Source organism: Streptomyces sp. NPDC090442 (assembly GCF_044769405.1).
In the GTDB taxonomy this organism is placed as follows: Bacteria; Actinomycetota; Actinomycetes; order Streptomycetales; family Streptomycetaceae; genus Streptomyces.
Window position 1 is genome coordinate 95784 of record NZ_JBIVXW010000031.1, and the last position, 18574, is coordinate 114357.

Annotated in this window: 13 protein-coding genes; 6 read left to right on the forward strand and 7 right to left on the reverse strand. The window is 72.0% G+C overall.

What is annotated here, in order from left to right; translation table 11 throughout:
- Positions 1-64: 64 nt before the first annotated feature.
- On the reverse strand, positions 65-2530 hold the full coding sequence (gene treY / locus ACIQU6_RS22480; protein ID WP_403483433.1) for a malto-oligosyltrehalose synthase: 2466 nt from the start codon (positions 2528-2530) through the stop codon (positions 65-67).
- Positions 2531-2694: 164 nt separating this feature from the next.
- On the opposite strand from treY, the gene ACIQU6_RS22485 reads away from it, so the two are divergent.
- Complete coding sequence (locus tag ACIQU6_RS22485) at positions 2695-3993, forward strand: MFS transporter (RefSeq protein ID WP_403483434.1); 1299 nt, start codon at positions 2695-2697, stop codon at positions 3991-3993.
- Positions 3994-4025: 32 nt separating this feature from the next.
- Here ACIQU6_RS22485 and glgX read toward each other — a convergent pair whose 3' ends face one another.
- Complete coding sequence (glgX, locus tag ACIQU6_RS22490; protein ID WP_403483435.1) at positions 4026-6236, reverse strand: glycogen debranching protein GlgX; 2211 nt, start codon at positions 6234-6236, stop codon at positions 4026-4028.
- Positions 6237-6802: 566 nt separating this feature from the next.
- Between glgX and ACIQU6_RS22495 the strand changes: the two genes are divergently transcribed.
- Together ACIQU6_RS22495 and ACIQU6_RS22500 are read left to right on the forward strand one after the other, a co-directional pair.
- The gene (locus ACIQU6_RS22495; protein ID WP_403483436.1) at positions 6803-8044 is read left to right on the forward strand and encodes an SAV2148 family HEPN domain-containing protein; all 1242 of its coding nucleotides are present in this window, start codon (positions 6803-6805) and stop codon (positions 8042-8044) included.
- A gap of 98 nt (positions 8045-8142) precedes the next feature.
- Positions 8143-8856, forward strand: a complete 714-nt coding sequence (locus ACIQU6_RS22500; RefSeq protein ID WP_403483437.1) for an exonuclease domain-containing protein — start codon at positions 8143-8145, stop codon at positions 8854-8856.
- A 39-nt stretch (positions 8857-8895) separates the two neighbouring features.
- Here ACIQU6_RS22500 and ACIQU6_RS22505 read toward each other — a convergent pair whose 3' ends face one another.
- Complete coding sequence (locus tag ACIQU6_RS22505; protein WP_403483438.1) at positions 8896-9783, reverse strand: aminoglycoside phosphotransferase family protein; 888 nt, start codon at positions 9781-9783, stop codon at positions 8896-8898.
- 181 nt (positions 9784-9964) lie between these two features.
- On the opposite strand from ACIQU6_RS22505, the gene ACIQU6_RS22510 reads away from it, so the two are divergent.
- From ACIQU6_RS22510 to ACIQU6_RS22520, 3 genes are all read left to right on the forward strand, one after another.
- A complete protein-coding gene (locus ACIQU6_RS22510; protein ID WP_403483439.1) occupies positions 9965-11173 on the forward strand; it encodes a macrolide family glycosyltransferase in 1209 nt (402 codons plus the stop codon).
- A gap of 323 nt (positions 11174-11496) precedes the next feature.
- Positions 11497-12708 carry a S8 family peptidase gene (locus ACIQU6_RS22515; RefSeq protein WP_403483440.1) on the forward strand — a complete coding sequence of 404 codons (1212 nt, stop codon included), beginning with the start codon at positions 11497-11499 and terminating at the stop codon, positions 12706-12708.
- A 278-nt stretch (positions 12709-12986) separates the two neighbouring features.
- Positions 12987-14093 (forward strand): glycosyltransferase family 2 protein, encoded by a 1107-nt coding sequence (locus ACIQU6_RS22520; RefSeq protein ID WP_403483441.1) that lies wholly within the window; start codon positions 12987-12989, stop codon positions 14091-14093.
- 250 nt (positions 14094-14343) lie between these two features.
- On the opposite strand, the gene ACIQU6_RS22525 is transcribed toward ACIQU6_RS22520, so the two are convergent.
- From ACIQU6_RS22525 to ACIQU6_RS22540, 4 genes are read right to left on the reverse strand one after another with little or no spacing between them, the layout of a single operon-like run.
- Positions 14344-15123: a sirohydrochlorin chelatase gene (locus ACIQU6_RS22525; protein ID WP_403483442.1), complete on the reverse strand. Its 780-nt coding sequence runs from the start codon at positions 15121-15123 to the stop codon at positions 14344-14346.
- 5 nt (positions 15124-15128) lie between these two features.
- Positions 15129-16271, reverse strand: a complete 1143-nt coding sequence (locus ACIQU6_RS22530) for an ABC transporter permease subunit (protein ID WP_403483443.1) — start codon at positions 16269-16271, stop codon at positions 15129-15131.
- Positions 16258-17082, reverse strand: coding sequence for an ABC transporter ATP-binding protein (locus ACIQU6_RS22535; protein ID WP_403483444.1), 825 nt, complete (start codon positions 17080-17082; stop codon positions 16258-16260). Before ACIQU6_RS22535 ends, ACIQU6_RS22530 begins: the two co-directional genes overlap by 14 nt.
- A 34-nt stretch (positions 17083-17116) precedes the next feature.
- Positions 17117-18226 carry an aliphatic sulfonate ABC transporter substrate-binding protein gene (locus tag ACIQU6_RS22540; RefSeq protein ID WP_403483445.1) on the reverse strand — a complete coding sequence of 370 codons (1110 nt, stop codon included), beginning with the start codon at positions 18224-18226 and terminating at the stop codon, positions 17117-17119.
- Positions 18227-18574 lie beyond the last annotated feature (348 nt).

Sequence of the window (18574 nt, forward strand, 5' to 3'; positions counted from 1 at the left end):
GCCATGTGGCATACCAGGTACGACGATTGACGCAACGTCATTACGGCGCCTGCACTACCTCCCACTACTCCCGCACGAGCAGGGCCACCGGCCACCGGTCGAGCAGGGTCGCCACCCCGACCGCCGTCCCGCCCGCCAGCGCGCGGCCGGTCAGCGCCTCGCGCCAGTCGCCGCCCGCGGGCAGCCGCAGCACGGTGTCCCACCAGCCGCCGGTCTCCCGCAGCCGCAGCGACAGCCGGGTCACCGCCGTCGCCACCCGCCCCCCGCGGACGAAGGCCACGCAGTGCTCGGCCGCCGGCCCCTCCGCGACCAGCGGCTCGTACGCCGCGGCGGCGCCGAACCACTCCGGGTGTGCCCGCCGCAGCCGCAGCGCGGTGGCCGTCAACAGCAGCTTCTCCGCGGACAGATCGATCGGCGCGGCCCCGGCGTCCAAACTGGCGAGCAGCCCCGGTTCGAACCACGGGGGCTGCCGGTTGTCCGGATCGACCAGCGCCGCGTACTCCCGCTCGGTGCCCTGGTAGAGGTCGGGGACCCCCGGCATCGTCAGGTGCAGCAGCGCCGCGCCCAGCACGTTGGCCCGGACGAACGGGGCCAGCTCGGCCTCCAGCGCGGCCAGTTGACCGGCCGCCGGACCGCACGGCCCGCTGCGGACGAACTCCGCCACCATCTCCTCGTACACCGCGTCCGGCTCCGTCCAGGACGTGCGCAGCCCGGCCTCCCGCACGGCCTTGAGGACCGCGGGCGTCAGCCGCTCCGCCGTGGGTTCCCCGGCGGCGGACGCGCCCAGGCCGAAGGCGGTCTGCCAGGCCGTCCACGACACCATCGGATCCACTGGAACCACATCGTCCGCGTCCTCCCTCCCGTCGGTCACCATCCCGAGAACGTCCCGCCACCGGTCCGGACACTCCGACAACACCGCGATCCGGGCCCGCACATCGGCACTGCGCTTGGTGTCGTGGGTGGAGAGCACCGTGCCGCTCTCCGGCCAGTCCCGCTGCATCCGCGCGCAGCACTCGTGGAACGTCCCGGGCCCCAGCGCGGGTTCCCCGGGATCGCCCCCGACCTCGCACGCCGACAACAGCACCGGATAGCGGTAGAAGGCGGTGTCCTCAACGGACTTGGCGTGCAGCGCGGACGCGGTCTGCGCGAACCGGGCCGCGAAGCCCGCGACATCGGGGTCCGGCGGATCGTCCCCACCCTCCCCACTGGAGGCGAACCGCCCCAGCGCCAGGTCGTGGACCAGGTCCACCGCCGCGGCCTCCTCCGGCACCCGGAAGGTGGCCCGGGCCCGTTCGGCCGCGTTGCCCAGCATCGCCGCGTCCGCCGCGGCCCGGGCGGCGTCCGTGGTGTCCCCGGCATACGGGCGGTAGACCGGCAGCCGCACCAGGAGTTCCCGGACCGCCTGCCGCAGCGCCCAGGGCGCGTGGTCGCCCGGCCGCGGCACCCGGTCGCTGATCCGGGCCGCGGTCCGCACCAACCGCTCGACCTCCGAGGCGAGTTCGTGCGCGACGACCTCGTAGGCGGCCCGGCGCACCGTCTCCTCCCAGTCGCCGCCCTCGTCGGCGAGCGGGGTGACGAAGTCGCGGTAGTGCGAGAACAGCCGCCCGACGCCCTGCGGGCAGACGAACAGCCCGTCGATGTGGCGCAGCGCGTCATAGCCGGTGGTGCCCGCGCACGCCCAGCCGTCCGGCAGCCGCTCCGCACCGGTGAGGATCTTCTCCACCACCGTCCAACACCCCTTGCTGCCGCCGCGCAGCCGCGCCAGGTAGCCGCCCGGGTCCACCAGCCCGTCCGGGTGGTCGATCCGCAACCCGTCGACGACGCCCTCCCGGACCAGCCGCAACACCGTCCGGTGCGTCGCGTCGAACACCTCCGGGTCCTCGACGCGCACCCCGATCAGCTCCGAAATGGTGAAGAACCGCCGGTAGTTGAGCTCGGTGCGGGCCAGCCGCCACCAGGCGAGGCGGTACCACTGCGCCTCCAACAGGCGCTCCAGCGGCAGCCGCTCCGTACCGGGGCGCAGCGGGAAGACCTGCTCCCCGTAGTGCAGCAGCCCGCCCGCCACCCGGAACCGGGGCAGCTCGTCCCCGATCCGCCCCTCCAGGACGGGCAGCAGCAGCCGGCCCCCGTGGCCGCCGTCCCAGTCGACGTCGAACCAGCGCGCGTACGGCGAAGCCGGCCCCTCGCGCAGCACCTCCCACAGCGGCCCGTTCAGCGACAGCGGCGTGGGCACCGCCATGTGATTGGGCACCAGGTCGACGACCAGCCCCAGGCCGTGCGCCCGGGCCGTCGCCGCCAGCGCCCGCAGCCCGTCCTCGCCGCCCAGTTCGGCCCGTACGGTCGCGTGGCCCGTCACGTCGTATCCGTGGGTGGACCCGGGCGCCGCCTCCAATACGGGGGAGAGGTGGAGATGGGACACCCCCAGGGCCGCGAGGTACGGGACGGCGCGCTCGGCCGCGGCGAACGGGAAGTTCGGCTGGAGTTGCAGCCGGTAGGTGGCGGTGGGCGACGGACTCGAAGGCTGCGTCATGGGAACACCCGTACCCCGCCCGCGACCCGTTCTGTCATCGGGTTGCGTCATCCCGGGCCGCCCCGTCCGTCGTGCCTTCGTCCGAACGGCCGGGCCGGTCCGGGGCATCGCTTCGTACGTACCGCCGGTACGGATCGTGCCGGTGGGGCGGATAGCTTCTTGTGATGACCGCTGCCGCCGCCACCTACCGCCGGGTGCTCGCCCTGGGCGGGCCCCTGCTGCCCGTGGTCTCCTTCCTGGGGCGGCTGCCGACCGCCATGTGCCAGCTCGGCAGCGTGCTGTTGGTGGCCGAGACGAGCGGTTCGCTCACCACCGCGGGCCTGGTGGGCGGCGCCCTGGCGGCCGGTCAGACGGTCGCCGGACCGCTGACCGGGCGGCTCGCCGACCGGCACGGGCAGCGTCCGGTGGTGCTGGTCTGCTGCTGGCTCAACGCCCTCGCGGTGGCCGCCCTGGTGGCCGCGTCGCTGGCCCGGATGGCGACCCCGCCGCTCGCCCTGATCGGCCTGTTGGCCGGGGCGAGCGTCCCCCAGGTCGGACCGCTGGCCCGCACCCGGTTGGTCGCCCTGGCGCACCACGCGGCGGCCGACGACCGGGTGGTGAGCGCCGCGCTGTCCTTCGAGGGCACCTTGGACGAGGTGTCGTTCGTGCTCGGCCCGGCGCTGGTGGGGGTGGCCGCCTCGGTGGCGCATCCGGCGGTGGCGCTGGCGCTGGCCGCGGTGCTGTTGGCGGTCTGCGGCTCGGCGTTCGCCCTGCACCCGACCGCGGTGGCCGCCGGGCCGGCCGCGGACCGCGCCCGCAGGGCCCCTCGGCCGCCGCGTGCGGCCCGCGTGCGAACGCCGCGCGCCGTGCACGCCATGCGGCTCTCCACGGCCCTCCAGGGCGCCATGTTCGGCGCCTGCCAGGCCGGCATCGCCGCGCTCACCGAACGCCTCCACCAGCCTGCCCAAGCCGGCCTGGTGTACGCGGCGATGGGTGTGATGAGTGCCGTCGCCGGGTTCTCGCTGGCTCTGGTGCCGGCCCGGATCGGCCTGCCGGCCCGTTGGCGGGCGGCCGCCGCCGCGCTCATCGTGCTCTCCGCGCCGCTGCTCCTCGTCCGCTCCATGGGGGCGCTCTACCTGGTCGTGGTGGTGCTCGGGGTGGCCTTCGCGCCGCATCTGATCACGCTCTTCGGGCTGACCGAACGGCTGGTGCCGGCCACCCGGCTGGCCGAGTCGATGGCGTTCCTGACCAGTGCGGTGGTCGGCGGCCAGGCCCTGGCGCTGGCCCTGTCCGGGCGGCTCGCCGACGCGTACGGCCCGTCCGCCGCCTTCGCGGTCGCGGTCGGCGCCGCGGTGCTGATCCTCGCCGTCGCCCTCCTCACGCGCGCCGGCTCCCGGCCCACCGCCCCCGTACGCACCGCCCCTCCCGATCGGGGAGCGGCGGCGGACCCGCACCCCGACGGCCTGACGCCGCAAGGGCGTTGACCCCCTGACGCGGCGGCCCTCCCCGGGGGTGCTCAGGCCGGCCGCTGGAGCACCATCAGGCTCCGTCCGATCAGTGTCAGCCGATCGCCGCCCTTGACCTTGGCGCCCTGGCCCTCCGCCGGCGCCTGCGGCCGGTCGGTGTCCACCACCACCTGCCACTGCCGCCCCAGGTGTTCCGGAACCGTGAACTCCTGTTCCTGGTCATGGGCGTTGAACACCAGCAGGAACGAGTCGTCGGTCACCGGCTCGCCGCGCGGCCCCGGTTCGGAGATCGAGCTCCCGTTGAGGAACACCGTCAGCGACTTGGCGTGCACCGACTGCCAGTCGCGTGTCCCCATCTCCGTGCCGGCCGCGGTGAACCACGCGATGTCGGACAGCTCGTCGTGGGTGCCCTCCATCGGGTGCCCCTGGAAGAACCGCCGCCTACGGAACACCGGATGGTCCCGCCGCAGCCACACCATCTGCCGGGCGAACGCCAGCATCGCCCGCTCCTCCTCCCGTTCGGTCGCCCCCGACGTGCGCGCCGCCCCACCGGCCCCGTCCGTCGCGCCCTCCCGGTCGCCGTCTGGCCCCTCGCCCTCGGTCGCCGGCCGCCGCTCCGGCCATCGCACCCAGGTCAGCTCGTTGTCCTGGCAGTACGCGTTGTTGTTGCCGCGCTGGCTGCGCCCGAACTCGTCGCCGTGGCTGAGCATCGGCACGCCCTGCGACAGCATCAGCGTCGCCAGGAAGTTCCGCATCTGCCGCAGCCGCAGCCGGCGCACCGACGCGTCGTCGGTCGGCCCCTCCGCCCCGGAGTTCCACGACCGGTTGAAGCGCTCGCCGTCCCGGTTGTCCTCGCCGTTGGCCTCGTTGTGCTTGTCGTTGTACGAGACCAGGTCGCGCAGGGTGAAACCGTCGTGGCAGGTGACGAAGTTGACCGAGGCGAGCGGCCGCCGCCCGTCCTCCTGGTAGAGGTCCGACGAGCCGGTCAACCGGGAGCCGAAGTCCGCCAGGGTGCGCGGCTCCCCGCGCCACAGGTCCCGTACGGTGTCCCGGTACTTGCCGTTCCACTCCGTCCACAGCGGCGGGAAGTTGCCCACCTGGTAGCCGCCCTCCCCGACGTCCCACGGCTCGGCGATCAGCTTCACCTGGCTGACCACCGGGTCCTGGTGCACCAGGTCGAAGAACGACGACAGCCGGTCCACCTCGTGGAACTGCCGGGCCAGCGTCGCCGCCAGGTCGAACCGGAACCCGTCGACGCGCATCTCCTGCACCCAGTAGCGCAGCGAGTCCATCACCAGTTGGAGCACGTGCGGGCTGCGCATCAACAGGGAGTTGCCGGTGCCGGTGGTGTCCATGTAGTAGCGCCGGTCGTCCGACAGCCGGTAGTACGAGGCGTTGTCCAGCCCCCGGAAGGAGAGCGTCGGCCCCAGGTGGCTGCCCTCGGCGGTGTGGTTGTAGACGACGTCGAGGATGACCTCGATGCCCGCGCGGTGCAGCGCCCGGACCGCGGTCTTGAACTCCAGCACCTGCTGCCCGCGGTCCCCCCAGGACGCGTACGCGTTGTGCGGTGCGAAGAACCCGATGGTGTTGTAGCCCCAGTAGTTGGTCAGCCCCGCGTCCACCAGCCGGTGGTCCTGGACGAACTGGTGCACCGGCATCAGCTCCAGCGCCGTGACCCCCAGCTTCGTCAGGTGGTCGATGATCGCCGGGTGCGCCAGCGCCGCGTAGGTGCCGCGCAGCTCCTCCGGGAGCTCGGGGTGGCGCATCGTCAGGCCCTTGACATGCGCCTCGTAGAGCACCGTCTCGTGGTAGGCGGTCCGCGGCGGGCGGTCGTCGCCCCAGTCGAAGTACGGGTTGACCACCACCGACGCCATGGTGTGCGGCGCCGAGTCGAGGTCGTTGCGCACCTCGGGACGGCCGAAGCGGTAGCCGTAGACCGCCTCGTCCCAGTCGATCACGCCGCTCATCGCCCGCGCGTAGGGGTCGAGCAGCAGCTTGGCGGAGTTGCAGCGGTGCCCGTGCTCGGGCTCGTAGGGGCCGTGCGCCCGGAAGCCGTAGCGCTGCCCGGGCATCACCCCCGGCAGATACGCGTGCCGCACGAAGGCGTCGGACTCGCGCAGCTCGACGGCGGTCTCCGACCCGTCGTCGTGCAACAGACACAGTTCGATGCGCGTGGCGGCTTCGGAGAACACCGCGAAGTTGGTGCCCGCACCGTCGTAGGTGGCACCCAACGGATACATCTGTCCCGGCCAGACCTGCATGCGTAGTCTCTTCCACTTTCTCTACGGGGCGGCGGCGATTCCACGACACATGTCCGCGGACCGAATCGGAATCCTTTCCCCAACGTGTCCCAACTTGCCGGATAGCGGGAGATTTTCGCGTGAACTCCGCTGAATGGTGGTTCGTCTTCGACGATGTCGGATAGTCGTACCGTGAGCCGATCGGGGGTGGACGGGTGGCACGGGCGGCCGCCCGCGGACGGCGAGACGGCGGGTCGATCCCGGAAGTGGCTTCTCCTCGACGGACTACCTCAAATGTGCGCAGTTCACCAGGGAAAACCCGGCCAATCGGCGAACCCGCCCCCGGGCGGGCCTCCGGGGGCGGTGTCAACGGGCCGCCGCCGGAACACCCCATCGCGTGGGCCGGAATCGGTTCGCCGCCCCTCTCGCGGCTATGAAACCGCTCACTCCGGCCACGCTCCGCGTGCACAACCGGCAGTATGGACAAGGGGAGTTGGCAACCGACTCGATCCATCCTGCTGCACCGCCCCCCGCGCCGCAGTAGTCTGCCTTGATCGTTGGCACGGGGGTTCGGAAGGCGGTGGCAGGTGAGCGGCGGGCTGGAGTTGCCCCCTGGTGACGAGAGTCACGAGGGTCACGAGGGCGGCTCCGTTGATGCGCCGCCCGGCACGGTGTCCCTGGCCCGACCGCTGGAGATCGGCGCCGAACTGGACTGGGGCGCCGACGCCTGGAGCGAGGTGCGCACCCGGGCCCGCCGGGCCGGACGCGCCTATATCTGGCTGAATCTCGTCGAGCAGCGCCTACGGGCCGTCGTCGCGGCCGTCCTGCGCCCCATCTACGAGCCGGTGCACGGCGACGAGTGGGTCATCGCGGCCGCCGGGCCGGCGGGCCAGGAGTGGGTCCAGCGGGCCGTCGCGGTCCGCGAGGTCAGCCGCCGCAAGGGCTATCTCCTCGACCCGGCCGACGACAACATCGTCAGCTTCCTGACCCTGCCGCAGTTGCGCGAGCTGATGGTCCAGCACTGGCCGTGCTTCGAGCCCTACGTGGACGACCGCCGCGAGGTCGAGCTGGTCCTCGACGAGTTGGAGGTGGCCCGCAACATCGTCTCCCGGAACCGCGCGCTGTCCGAGACCGTCCTGGCCCAGGCCGAACGGGCCTCCGCCCGGCTCCTGGACATCCTCGGCTCCGGAGCCGGCACCCGTATTTCCGGGCGGCTGCCGATCGACGCCGTCGAGGACCTCGTCGGCGACCGCTACGCCGACGTCGTCGGGGTGCACCCCGACCGGGTCCGGCTGCAGCGCCAGTTGCCCGCCGAGGACCTCTTCGGCGACGCCCGCCGCCTCGACGCGGTGGGCATAGGACTCAACCTCCTGGTGCAGAACTACTCCGGCCGCCGCCTGGTGCGGCTCGCCGAATCCGGCTGCCGGGTCCGCCTCCTCTTCCTCAACCCGGCCAGCAGCGCGGTCCGCCGCCGGGAGCGCGAAATCGGCCTCAAGAAGGGCGAGATGAGCCGCTCCATCGAGATGAACATCCTGCACATGCGGCGGGTCCGGGCCCGTCTGCGGGACCCCGGTGCCTTCGAGATCCAGGTCTTCGACGAGACCCCGCGCTTCACCGCGTACCTGGTCGACGGCGACGGGCCGGACGGGATAGCCGTGATTCAGCCCTACCTCCGCAAGAGCCGCGGCATGGAGTCGCCGGTGTTCGTGCTGCGCGGCGGCGGCCGCGAGGTGGTCCGGCAGGACGTCCGCGACGGTGATCACGGGCTCTTCGAGATCTACCGCGAGGAGTTCGAGAGCGTCTGGGCCGACTCCCGACCGGTCTCCTGATCCGGTCCGGGCGGCCGGCGCCGGGCGGGCCGGCCCGCTGTCAGTGGTGCGTGGGAGAGTTGGTCACATCACGGGGGAGTACCACCGAAGGAGGCGGCATGAGCTGGCATCAGGAGCTGTTGGTCAGTTTCGACCTGGAGACCACGGGCACCGACGTCGAGCAGGACCGCATCGTCACGGCCGCGCTGATCCGGCTGGAGGGGGACGGCACGGTGGCCGGGCGGCAGTCCTGGCTGCTCGATCCGGGCGTGCCGATTCCCGAGGAAGCGGCGGAGATTCATGGCATTACGACCGCATATGTCCAGAGTCATGGCCGTCCGCCCGCCGGCGCGATAGCGGAGATCACCGAGGCGCTGGCCGAGGCCCTGCGCGCGGACCTCCCGCTGGTGGTGATGAACGCCCGCTACGACCTCTCGCTCCTCGACCGCGAGTGCCGCCGCCACGGCGTGCCCACCCTGACCGAGCGCCTGGGCCACCCGCCCGCCCCGGTCATCGACCCGCTCGTCCTCGACAAGCACGTGGACCGCTACCGCAAGGGCAAGCGCGCCCTCCAGGCGCTCTGTTGGCACTACGGCGTGCCGCTGGACGGCGCGCACGAGGCGGGCGCCGACGCGGCGGCCGCCGCCGGCGTCGCCCGCCGCATCGGCGAGGAGTACCCGACCGTCGCCCTGCCCGCCCCGCGCGACCTGCACGCCCTCCAGGAGCAGGCGGCGGCGGAGCAGGCCGCCTCGTTCCAGGCGTATCTGCGCCGCTCCGGCAATCCCGAGGCGATAGTCGAGCCGGCCTGGCCGCTGATCCCGTATCAGCGCTGACGGGGCCCGCCCTGCGGGGCCGGCGGCCGTGGCGCGCGGTCAGAACGGATACCAGCGCACCGCCGCGTCCTTCTCCCGTAGCGAGGCGATCCGGCGCCGGAACTCCTTCAGGGCCGCCGGGTTTCCGGGGGCGTGCTGGGAGACCCAGGCGCAGCTCGCCGTCTCCCGGGAGCCGCGCAGCACCGCGCACCCCTCCCAGTCCCTGACGTCCCAGCCGTACACCGACACGAAGGCGTCGTAGGCGTCCGCGCCCAGGCCGTAGCGGTCCCGGCTCAGCGCGAGCACGACCAGGTCGTGCTCGCGCAGGTCCGAGGAGAAGGTCTCCAGGTCGACCAACACCGGCCCCTCGGGCCCGACATGGACGTTGCGGGGCAGCGCGTCGCCGTGGATCGGCCCGCGCGGCAGATGCGGCTCCAGCGCTGTGGCGGCCAGCGCGAACGCGTCCCGGCGCCCGCGCAGATACTCCGCGTCCGACGGCGCCACCGCGTCGCCGGCCAGCCGCAGCCAGCGCTCCACGCCGCCCAGCAGCTCGCGCCGGGGGAGCGCGAAGGGCGGCTCGGGCAGCGCGTGGACCAGCTTCAGCAGCGCGGCGAGGTCCTGCGGCCCGGCCGGCCGGACGGCCTCCGGGAGCCGTTGCCAGTAGGTCACGGGGTGCCCGTCGACGAGCCGGGCGGCCGGCTCCGCGGCCCGCACCGCCGGCACCCCCTCGGCCGCCAGCCACTGGGCGACGGCCAGTTCGCGCTCGGCGCGCGGCAGCAACTCGGGGCTGCGGCCCACCCGTACGACCGGTCCGCGGTCGTCCAGGGCGAAGACGGCGTTCTCGCCGAGCGCGAGGAGCCGGGCGTCCGCCGCCGCGCCGGCGTGCCCGGCCGCGGCCAGCACGTCACGCGCGCGCGCCTCGGTGAAGGCGGGGCTGGTTTCGATCATCGGGCGGCCTCCTGCGGTGCGGTCTCGCGCCCAGTCTTGCAGGTGCCCGGAACCGTCGACGGGCGCGGCCGACCGGTACCGGAACGGCGCTGCCCGGCAGGGGAGTTGGCTCCCGTATCGACAGGGGACGGCGCAATTTCTACCTTGCACGATACGTATCGTCTCGTCTAGGGTCCTGGGCATGCCCCAGCACCCCTTGCACCTCGCCATGTTCAGCATCCCGGCGCACGGCCACGTCCAGCCGAACCTCGACGTCATCCGCGAACTGGTCGACCGCGGGCACCGCGTCACCTACGCCGTCCCGGCCGCCTTCGCGGACCTCGTCGCCGCCACCGGGGCGGAGCCTCGACCGTGGACCTCCGTCCTGCCCACCGACGACAACCCGGAAGCCTGGGGCACCGAACTCCTCGACCACCTCGAACCGTTCCTCGACGATGCCGTCCAGGCGCTGCCGCAACTCGCCGCCGCCTACGAGGACGACGCCCCGGACCTCGTCCTCCATGACAGCGCCTCGTTCCCGGCCCCGTTGCTCGCCCGCCGGTGGGGGGTCCCGGCGATCCAGTTGACCCCGCACATCGTCGGCTGGGACGGCTACGAGGAGGAGTTCGGCAAAGCGATGCGGGAGGAGATCGCGCGCACCGAGCGCGGCCGCGCCTACTACGCCCGCTTCCGGGCCTGGTTGGACGAGCACGGCATGACGGACGTCGAACCCGACCTGCTGGCCGGCCGGCCAGCCCGCGCCCTGGTCCTGATCCCGCGAGCCATGCAGCCGCACGCCGACCGGGTCGACGGATCGATCTTCACCTTCGTCGGCTCCTGCCAGGGCGACCGTGCCGCGCAGGGCGACTGGCGGCGGCCGGCCGGTCTCGGGCCGGACGCCAAGGTGCTCCTGGTGTCCATGGGGTCGGTGTTCACCGACGCACCGGACGTCTACCGCGCCACCATCGAGGCGTTCGGCGGGCGGCCGGAGTGGCATGTGGTGCTGCAGATAGGGAAGTTCACCGACCCGGCGGTGCTCGGCGAGGTGCCGGACAATGTCGAAGTGCACGCCTGGGTCCCGCAGTTGGCGATCCTCCGGCAGGCGGACGTGTTCGTCACCCACGCCGGGATGGGTGGCAGTCAGGAGGGGCTGGCGAACGGGGTGCCCATGGTGTGCGTCCCGCAGGCCGCCGACCAGTTCATGAACGCCGAGACGCTGCAATCCCTCGGCGTGGCACGACAGTTGGCCAAGGGGGAGGTGACGGCCGAGGCGCTGGCGGAGGCGGTGGGCTCGCTGGTCGACGACCCCGACGTGGCCGGGGCGCTCCGCCGGATCCGTGCGGAGATTGCCGAGGAGGGCGGTAGTCGGCGGGCCGCGGACCTCGTCGAGGCGCAACTTCCGGCGCGGTAACCGCCGGTAGGCGTCTTGCGGGGCGCGAGCCTGCCACAGGGGGACAGTTGAACGTGCAAACGGTTCGTCAGCTGTCCCCCTTCATTGCGTAAACGTGAACGGCATTGCGATGCAATGTGTCAACTCCTCGTTCTTTTTGGTCAGTTCTAGACCGTTTTGCATTTTTGCAGGGTTGTTGCGAATCTCACACGGCCCGGCTGGCCTTGAATTGCACTCGTCAATCCGACAAGGTTTCGAACCAGTCCGAGGCGGAGCCGTTCCGTTCCCTTCGGGCTGTTTACGCAACGCTTCCCCCCACACCACGAACGAGGAGAACCCTCGCCATGGCTCATAAGCGTTCCAGCAAGAAGCGGCTCATCACGGCGATATCCGCCGCGGTGGCCGCCACTGGTATCGCCGCCGTCACCGCGGTCACCGCGGGCGCGTCGCCCGCCGCCGAGGGCAAGATCTACGGCGCCGACGCCAAGGGCGCCGTCAAGGGCAGCTACATCGTGCTGCTGAAGAAGTCCGCCGCGATGCACGCCGCGGAGAGCGGCGACCTGGCCGCCAAGTACGGCGGCAAGGTCAAGCGGACCTTCACCTCCGCCATCGACGGCTTCTCGACCTCCGGTCTGTCCGCCGAGGACGCCAAGCGCCTCGCCGCCGACCCGGCCGTCGACAAGGTCGTCCAGAACCACACGTTCCACATCGACGGCACCCAGGAGAACCCGCCGTCGTGGGGCCTGGACCGGATCGACCAGACCGACACCAAGGGCGACGGCAAGTACAACTACCCGGACAGCGCGGGCGAGGGCGTCACCGCCTACGTCATCGACACCGGCATCCACATCAGCCACAAGGACTTCGGTGGCCGCGCGTCGTACGGCTTCAACGCCATCGACAACAGCAACAAGGCCGAGGACGACAACGGCCACGGCACCCACGTCTCCGGCACCATCGGCGGCACCGCCTACGGCGTCGCCAAGAAGGTCAAGCTGGTCGCCGTCAAGGTGCTCGACGGGCAGGGCTCCGGCTCCACCGAGCAGGTCGTCGCGGGCATCGACTGGGTCACCAAGAACCACAAGGGCCCCTCGGTCGCCAACATGTCGCTCGGCGGCGGTGCCGACGAGGCGCTCGACGCGGCCGTGAAGAAGGCCATCGACTCCGGTGTCACCTTCGGTGTCGCGGCCGGCAACGAGTCCACCGACGCCGGCCAGAGCTCCCCGGCGCGCGTCAAGGAGGCCATCACCGTGGCCTCCAGCACCAAGGACGACCAGCAGTCCGACTTCTCCAACTACGGCAGCGTCGTGGACCTCTACGCTCCCGGCTCCGACATCACGTCGGACTGGAACAGCAGCGACGACGCCACCAAGACCATCTCCGGTACGTCGATGGCCACCCCGCACGTCGTCGGTGCGGCCGCGCTCTACCTGGCCGACCACAAGGACGCCAAGCCGGCCGACGTGGAGAAGGCGCTGACCGACGGCGCCACGCCCGACAAGATCAGCAACCCGGGCCAGGGCACGCCCAACAAGCTGCTGAAGATCGTGAAGTAGTCCACCGGGTCATCCGGAACCGCACGCCGGCCGTCGCGCTCGCCCCCACGGGGCGCGGCGGCCGGCGTCGCCGCGTTGTCATCCCCTCAACGCGCTTTCCCTCGCGCCGGGTTATCCACAGGAGGCGCTCTCCGAAACCGTAGGCGGCCGAGCGTGGCTACCGTCAGTGACATGCACGGAGTCACGCCGTTCCTCGGCATCAGCACCATCGTCTACGGATTCATCGGACTGATCTGCGTCGTCGTCGGCGCGGTCCGCAGGACAGGGGGAAGCCCACCATGCACACCGTCACCGTCATCGTCCCGGCCCACAACGAAGAAGAGGGCCTGCCGGCCACGTTGGAATCCCTGGCCCGGCAAACCGTCCCGCCGGACCGGATCCTGGTCGTCGACGACGCCTCCACCGACCGCACCGGCGAGGTAGCCGCCGCGCACGGTGCCACGGTGCTGCGCCCGCCGCGCAACCTCGGGAGCAAGGCCAGGGCGCAGAACCACGCGCTCCCGCGGTGCACCACCGATCTCGTCCTGGCCGTCGACGCGGACACCGTCCTCGCGCCCGACTACATCGAGCGCATCCTCCCGGTCTTCGACGACCCCGGGGTCGCGGTCGCCGCCGGCATGGTCCGCACCCGGCACACCCGCACGGTCTGGGAGCGCGGCCGCTCCACGGAGTACCTCCTCGGCTTCCACTTCCACAGGCCGATCCAGGCGCTCGCCAACAGCCCCATGGTGTGCTCGGGTTGCTGCTCGGTCTTCCGGCGGGAGGCACTGGTGGCGTTCGGCGGGTTCCCCGAGCGGACCATCGTCGAGGACATGGACTACACGTGGTCCCAGCAGATCGCCGGCCGCCGCGCGGTCTACGTCGCCGAAGCGGTCGCCCTCGCCGCCGATCCGGAGAACCTCACCTACTTCCGCAAACAGGTCAAGCGCTGGATGGCCGGCTTCTGCCAGAACGTCCGGCTGCACGCCGGGCCGCTGGTCGTCCGCAAACCCCTGCTGGCGCTCTGGGTGTTGCTCGCCCTCTTCGAGATCGTCACCGCACCCCTGTGGTGGGCCACGCCGTTGGTGGCCGCGATGGCCACCGGGGCCTCGCCGCCGGCCGCGGCCGCTTGGTGGGCCGGCACCGACCTCGTGTTGACGGTGGCACCTCTGGTCTACGCCGCCCGCCGCCGAAAACTCCCGCTGGCGGGCGTGTTGGTCAACATCCCCTGCGCCTATGTCACCAAGGCGGTCAACGTCGTCTACGCCTGGAAGGCCATGGTCGTGGAACTCCTGTTGGTGCCCCTGCACTTGGCGCGGGGCCTCACGGTCTACGAGAAGGGGCGCGCGGACACACCGGCGGGGCGGCGGGGGACGGATCGGGGGGTGATGCCTGTGGGGACGTAGCCGGGCGGGCCAGGGGTACGGCCGGCGGTGGGCGTGGTCGACGGTGCGTGTGGTCGACCGCGGGCCTGACCGAGCGCGGTCGCGGCCGACCGTGAGGCCGCCGCGATAGCCGTCGCCGCCACCGGTGCGGCTGCTCCCGCGACCGATCGTGCTCGGGCTGACCGGGTGTCGGCCTGACCGGCTGACCGGCGGTCGGGCCGTCGAGCGGTCAGGCCGTCAGATCGGCGGGTGGTGCGCGGCCATCCGGCTCTCAGGCCGTCAGGGCGCTCACGGTCGTCAAGTCGCCGTGGGCGCGGGCCCGTACGGCCTGGTCGTAACGGCGCAGCAGCAGGCGGGCCAGTTCGGGGGCGTCGCCGAGCACCGGGGCGAGGATGTCGGCGCGGGCCTCGCGGGCGCCGGCGGCGATCCGGTCAGGCAGAAAGCCCGGCGCGATCACGTACGGGGCGACGGCCACCCGCTTGCAACCCTCGGCCCGCAGTTCCCGCACGGCGTCGGCCGTGCGGGGAAGGGATGCGGAGGCGAACGCAGGTCGCACGGCACACCACTCAGCGGTGCGCCGCCACTCCCGCGCGATGTCAGCGATCACTGCGATCGCCTCCGGGTCTGAGGAGCCCGCCGAGGCCAGGACGACCCCGGTCGAGCGACGGTCACCGGGTCGCAACCCGGCCTCCGCCAAGCGGCGTTCCAAGGCGCCGGTGAGGAGGGACGAGGGGCCGAGCACCTCGGCCTGATGGACGGAGAGCAGCGGCAGCCGCGCGGCGGCCTCGTGCAGCACCGCAGGGATATCGGACTTCGCGTGAAAGGCGCGGGTGAGGAGGAGCGGAAGGGCCACCACGTTCCGTACGCCGTCGGCCGAGAGGCGCTCCAACACCCGGGGCACCCGGGGCGCGTTGAAGTCGAGGTGGCCGACCTCCACGCGCAGCTCGGGCCGCAGCTTCCGGGCCCGCGCGCAGAGCGCGGAGACGGTCGCGGCGTGCCGGGGGTCGCGGCTGCCGTGGGCGATGACGAGGAGAGTGGGGCGTGTGCTCATGGGCTTCAGTTCTTGACGAGGAGGCCGCGGCTGCGCAGAACCCGGCGCTCGATCGGAGCGAAGATCAGCAACTCGATGCCGATGCCGACGATCAGGATCAGCAGGATCGCGGCCAGGACCCAGGACATGTCCTGCAACTCCCGGCCCTGCTCCAGGAGCTGGCCCAGGCCGGTGCCGAGGTCGGGGGCGTTGACGATGAGTTCGGCCGCCATCAGGGACCGCCAGGAGAACGCCCAGCCCTGCTTGAGGCCGGCGAGATAGCCGGGCAGCGCGGCGGGGAGCAGCACATGACGGACGCCGGCCAGGCCGGTCGCGCCGATGGTGCGGCCGGCACGGAGGAAGAGGGGGGAGATCTGGTCGACACCGGACACCAGCCCGTTGGCGATCGACGGGACGGCGCCGAGCAGCACCACCGCGTAGATGGTGGCGTTGCTCAGCCCGAACCAGATGATCGCCGCCGGGACCCACGCCACGGAGGGGAGGGACTGAAGCCCGCTCAGGATCGGCCCGATCGCGGCCCGCACGGGCTTGATGCGGGCCACGATCAGCCCGAGCAGGGTGCCGATGACGACCGACGCCAGGAAGCCCAGGGCGCCGCGGGAGACGCTGGTCCACACGAAGCTCAGCAGGGTGCCTTCGAGCCACTTCTGCTGGAGCGAGCGGTAGACGTCGAGCGGGCTCGGCAACAGGTAGTGCGGCTTGAGCTGGAAGTGGTAGGCGAGCTGCCACACGCCCAGCACGATCACGATCGCGACGAGGGGAGGGAACGCCTTTGACAGCGCGGAACGCAGCCACGGCTGCCTGGAGACCACGGTGGAGTCCAGGGCGTCGAGCCCGGCCTCCAGACCGGCGAGATCGCCGGCGCCGGGGTTGGGCGATCCGGCGCCGGCAGGCGTGCCGGTCGCGGCGGCGGCCGTGGCGGTGGCTATGGAGCCGTCCTCGGGCCCGCTCGCGGCGTCGGCCGCCAACTCGGCCTTCGGAGCGGAGGAGTTGGCCGAGGAGCCGGGAGTCGTGCCGGTGGCCGGGGTCGCGTCCGAGGTGGTGGCCACGGCCGGGGTCGGTTCCGTGGCCGGGGCGTCGGCTGGCCCTGCGGGGTCCTCGGCGGGCTGTTCCGCGGAGGAGGTGGTGCTGGTCTCAGTGCTGGCCATGGCGGCGGATCTCCCCACGGAGCTGTTCGGTGATCTCGACGGAAAGGTCGGCGACCGCGGCGTCCTCGATGCGGCGCGGTTGGGGGATGTCCACCCGCCACTCCCGGGCGATCCGTCCGGGGCGGGAGGAGAGCAGCACGACTCGCTCGCCGAGCCGCACCGCCTCGCGGACGTTGTGGGTGACGAAGAGCACCGAGAGGCTGTTCGCGGCGGAGCCGCTGTTGTTCTGGGTCTGCCAGATCCGGGTCAGTTCGTCGTGCAGCACATCGCGGGTGATGGCGTCGAGCGCGGCGAACGGCTCGTCCATCAGCAGTAGTTGGCTGTCCTGGGCGAGCGCCCGGGCCATCGCCACCCGCTGTCGCATGCCGCCGGACAGCTCGTGCACCCGCTTGCCGTACGCGCCCTTGAGCCGGACGAGTTCCAGCAGCCGCTCGGCCTCGTCACGGCGCTCCGCGCGCGGCACCCCGCGCAGCCGCAGCGCCAGTTCGATGTTGCGGCCCGCGGTCAGCCACGGGAACAGGGCGTGCTCCTGGAACATCAGCGCCGGCCGACCGCCGGGCGCCTCGATGCTGCCGGCCGTCGGCTTGTCCAGACCTGCCACGAGGCTGAGCAGGGTGGACTTGCCGCACCCCGAGGCCCCCAGGAGACAGACGAATTCGCCGGGGGCGACGTCGATGCTGATGTCGTCCAGTACCTGCTGTTGCGCGCCGGGGCGGCCGAACGATTTCGAGACGTGGTGGATGCGAGCGGCGTACGGGCCGGTGGTGCCGGCGTCCGCCGGGGCGGGCTTGGTGAGCGTGCTGGTCGTCATCGGTGTCACCTCCTGGGAGATCGGGGGGCCGGGGTCAGTTGCCGCCGAGGCCGGCGTCGTCGGCCGGCGGCTTGCCCTCGGACCTGAGCACCTTGTTCAACAGGGTGAGGTCGTAGATGCCCTTGAGGTCGGGCTTCTTGAGGAGCCCCGCCTGGACGGCGTGGTCCGCCTCTTCCTGGAGGGTGGCGGCCAGCGGGTCGTCGGTGACGTCGACGTTCTGGAACGCCGGGTCGATGATGTCGGCCGGCAGTGCCTTACCGGTGATCGACGGGTCGGCCAGCTTCTCGTTGAGCGCCTTGACCGCCTCGGCCGGGTGCGAGCGGATCCAGGCGTTGGTCTTCACCGAGGCGCGCAGCACGGCCTCGACCGCCTCCGGGTGCTCCTTGAGGAACCGCTGCGAGACGATCACGTTGGTGATGACGAACTTGCCGTCCTTCCACAGCCGCTTCTCGTCCAGCAGCGTCTTGCCACCGGCGGCGACCAGCTTGGACGCGGTGGGCTCGGGGACCCAGGCGCCGTCGATGCTGCCCTGCTGGAAGGCGGTGGGGGTCACCTTGTTGTCGATGCGCTGGACGGTGACATCGCCCTTGCCGCTGGTGGCGTCCACCTTGTAGCCCTTCTGGGCCAGGTAGTTGAGCAGGGCGACGTCCTGGGTGTTGCCCAGTTGCGGGGTGGCGATGGTCTTGCCCCTGAGGTCGTCCAGACCGCTGATCTTCTTGGGGTTGACGATCAGCGAGACCCCGCCGGAGGCCGAACCCGCGATGATCTTCAGGCTCTTGCCGTGCGACTTCACATAGCCGTTGATCGCGGGGGAGGGGCCGATCCAACCGATGTCGATGGCACCGGAGTTGAGTGCCTCGATCTCCGCCGGTCCGGCGTTGAAGACCGAGGACCGCACCGCCGTGCCGCCCAGTTCCTTCTGGAACTGGCCCGTCTGGAGCCCGATCAGCGGGGTGGCGTGGGTGGTGTTACCGAAGAAGCCGATCTTGACCGAGTCGAGGCCGTCGATCTTCGGTCCCTTCGGGGCGACGGCGGCCGCGGTGTCCTTCTTGGCCTCGGAGCCGTAGCCGCAGGCCCCCAGCGCGACGGTCAGCAACGGGACGGCGGTGGCGGCCGCCAGGAGGCGGTGACGAACGGCAGGCACGGCGGGGGTTCCTCTCGGAAGGCCGGGGCGGTGTGCGCCCCGTTAAGGCGCGCCCGGCGAGATGGTGGATCTTCGGAAGGAGGATGTGGGGGGCATGGAGTCGAGCATCGAGGTCAGCGCGCACATCGGCCGACTCCGCCCTGCCCGCTGCCGAGCGCGCCGCTGCCCACGCGGCCGCCTTCCTTCGCGAAGGTCGAGAACACGTCCCTGAGCATGGTCAGAAGTCCCATCCCTCGTCGGCCGTCGTGTCGTTGGGTGCGGGTGCGGTGGTTGTGGTGAAGGCGGTGCCGGTCATGCCGGCGGTGAGGGTGGTGCCGTCGGTGGGGTCGATGAGGAGGAAGGAGCCGG

Coding starts and splice junctions, on each gene's coding strand:
- glgX (WP_403483435.1), bottom strand. CDS start 6,236: ATGCAGGTCTGGCCGGGACAGATGTATCCGTTGGGTGCCACCTACGAC.
- ACIQU6_RS22530 (WP_403483443.1), bottom strand. CDS start 16,271: ATGGCCAGCACTGAGACCAGCACCACCTCCTCCGCGGAACAGCCCGCC.
- ACIQU6_RS22485 (WP_403483434.1), top strand. CDS start 2,695: ATGACCGCTGCCGCCGCCACCTACCGCCGGGTGCTCGCCCTGGGCGGG.
- ACIQU6_RS22525 (WP_403483442.1), bottom strand. CDS start 15,123: ATGAGCACACGCCCCACTCTCCTCGTCATCGCCCACGGCAGCCGCGAC.
- ACIQU6_RS22515 (WP_403483440.1), top strand. CDS start 11,497: ATGGCTCATAAGCGTTCCAGCAAGAAGCGGCTCATCACGGCGATATCC.
- ACIQU6_RS22510 (WP_403483439.1), top strand. CDS start 9,965: ATGCCCCAGCACCCCTTGCACCTCGCCATGTTCAGCATCCCGGCGCAC.
- ACIQU6_RS22535 (WP_403483444.1), bottom strand. CDS start 17,082: ATGACGACCAGCACGCTCACCAAGCCCGCCCCGGCGGACGCCGGCACC.
- ACIQU6_RS22520 (WP_403483441.1), top strand. CDS start 12,987: ATGCACACCGTCACCGTCATCGTCCCGGCCCACAACGAAGAAGAGGGC.
- ACIQU6_RS22500 (WP_403483437.1), top strand. CDS start 8,143: ATGAGCTGGCATCAGGAGCTGTTGGTCAGTTTCGACCTGGAGACCACG.
- treY (WP_403483433.1), bottom strand. CDS start 2,530: ATGACGCAGCCTTCGAGTCCGTCGCCCACCGCCACCTACCGGCTGCAA.
- ACIQU6_RS22505 (WP_403483438.1), bottom strand. CDS start 9,783: ATGATCGAAACCAGCCCCGCCTTCACCGAGGCGCGCGCGCGTGACGTG.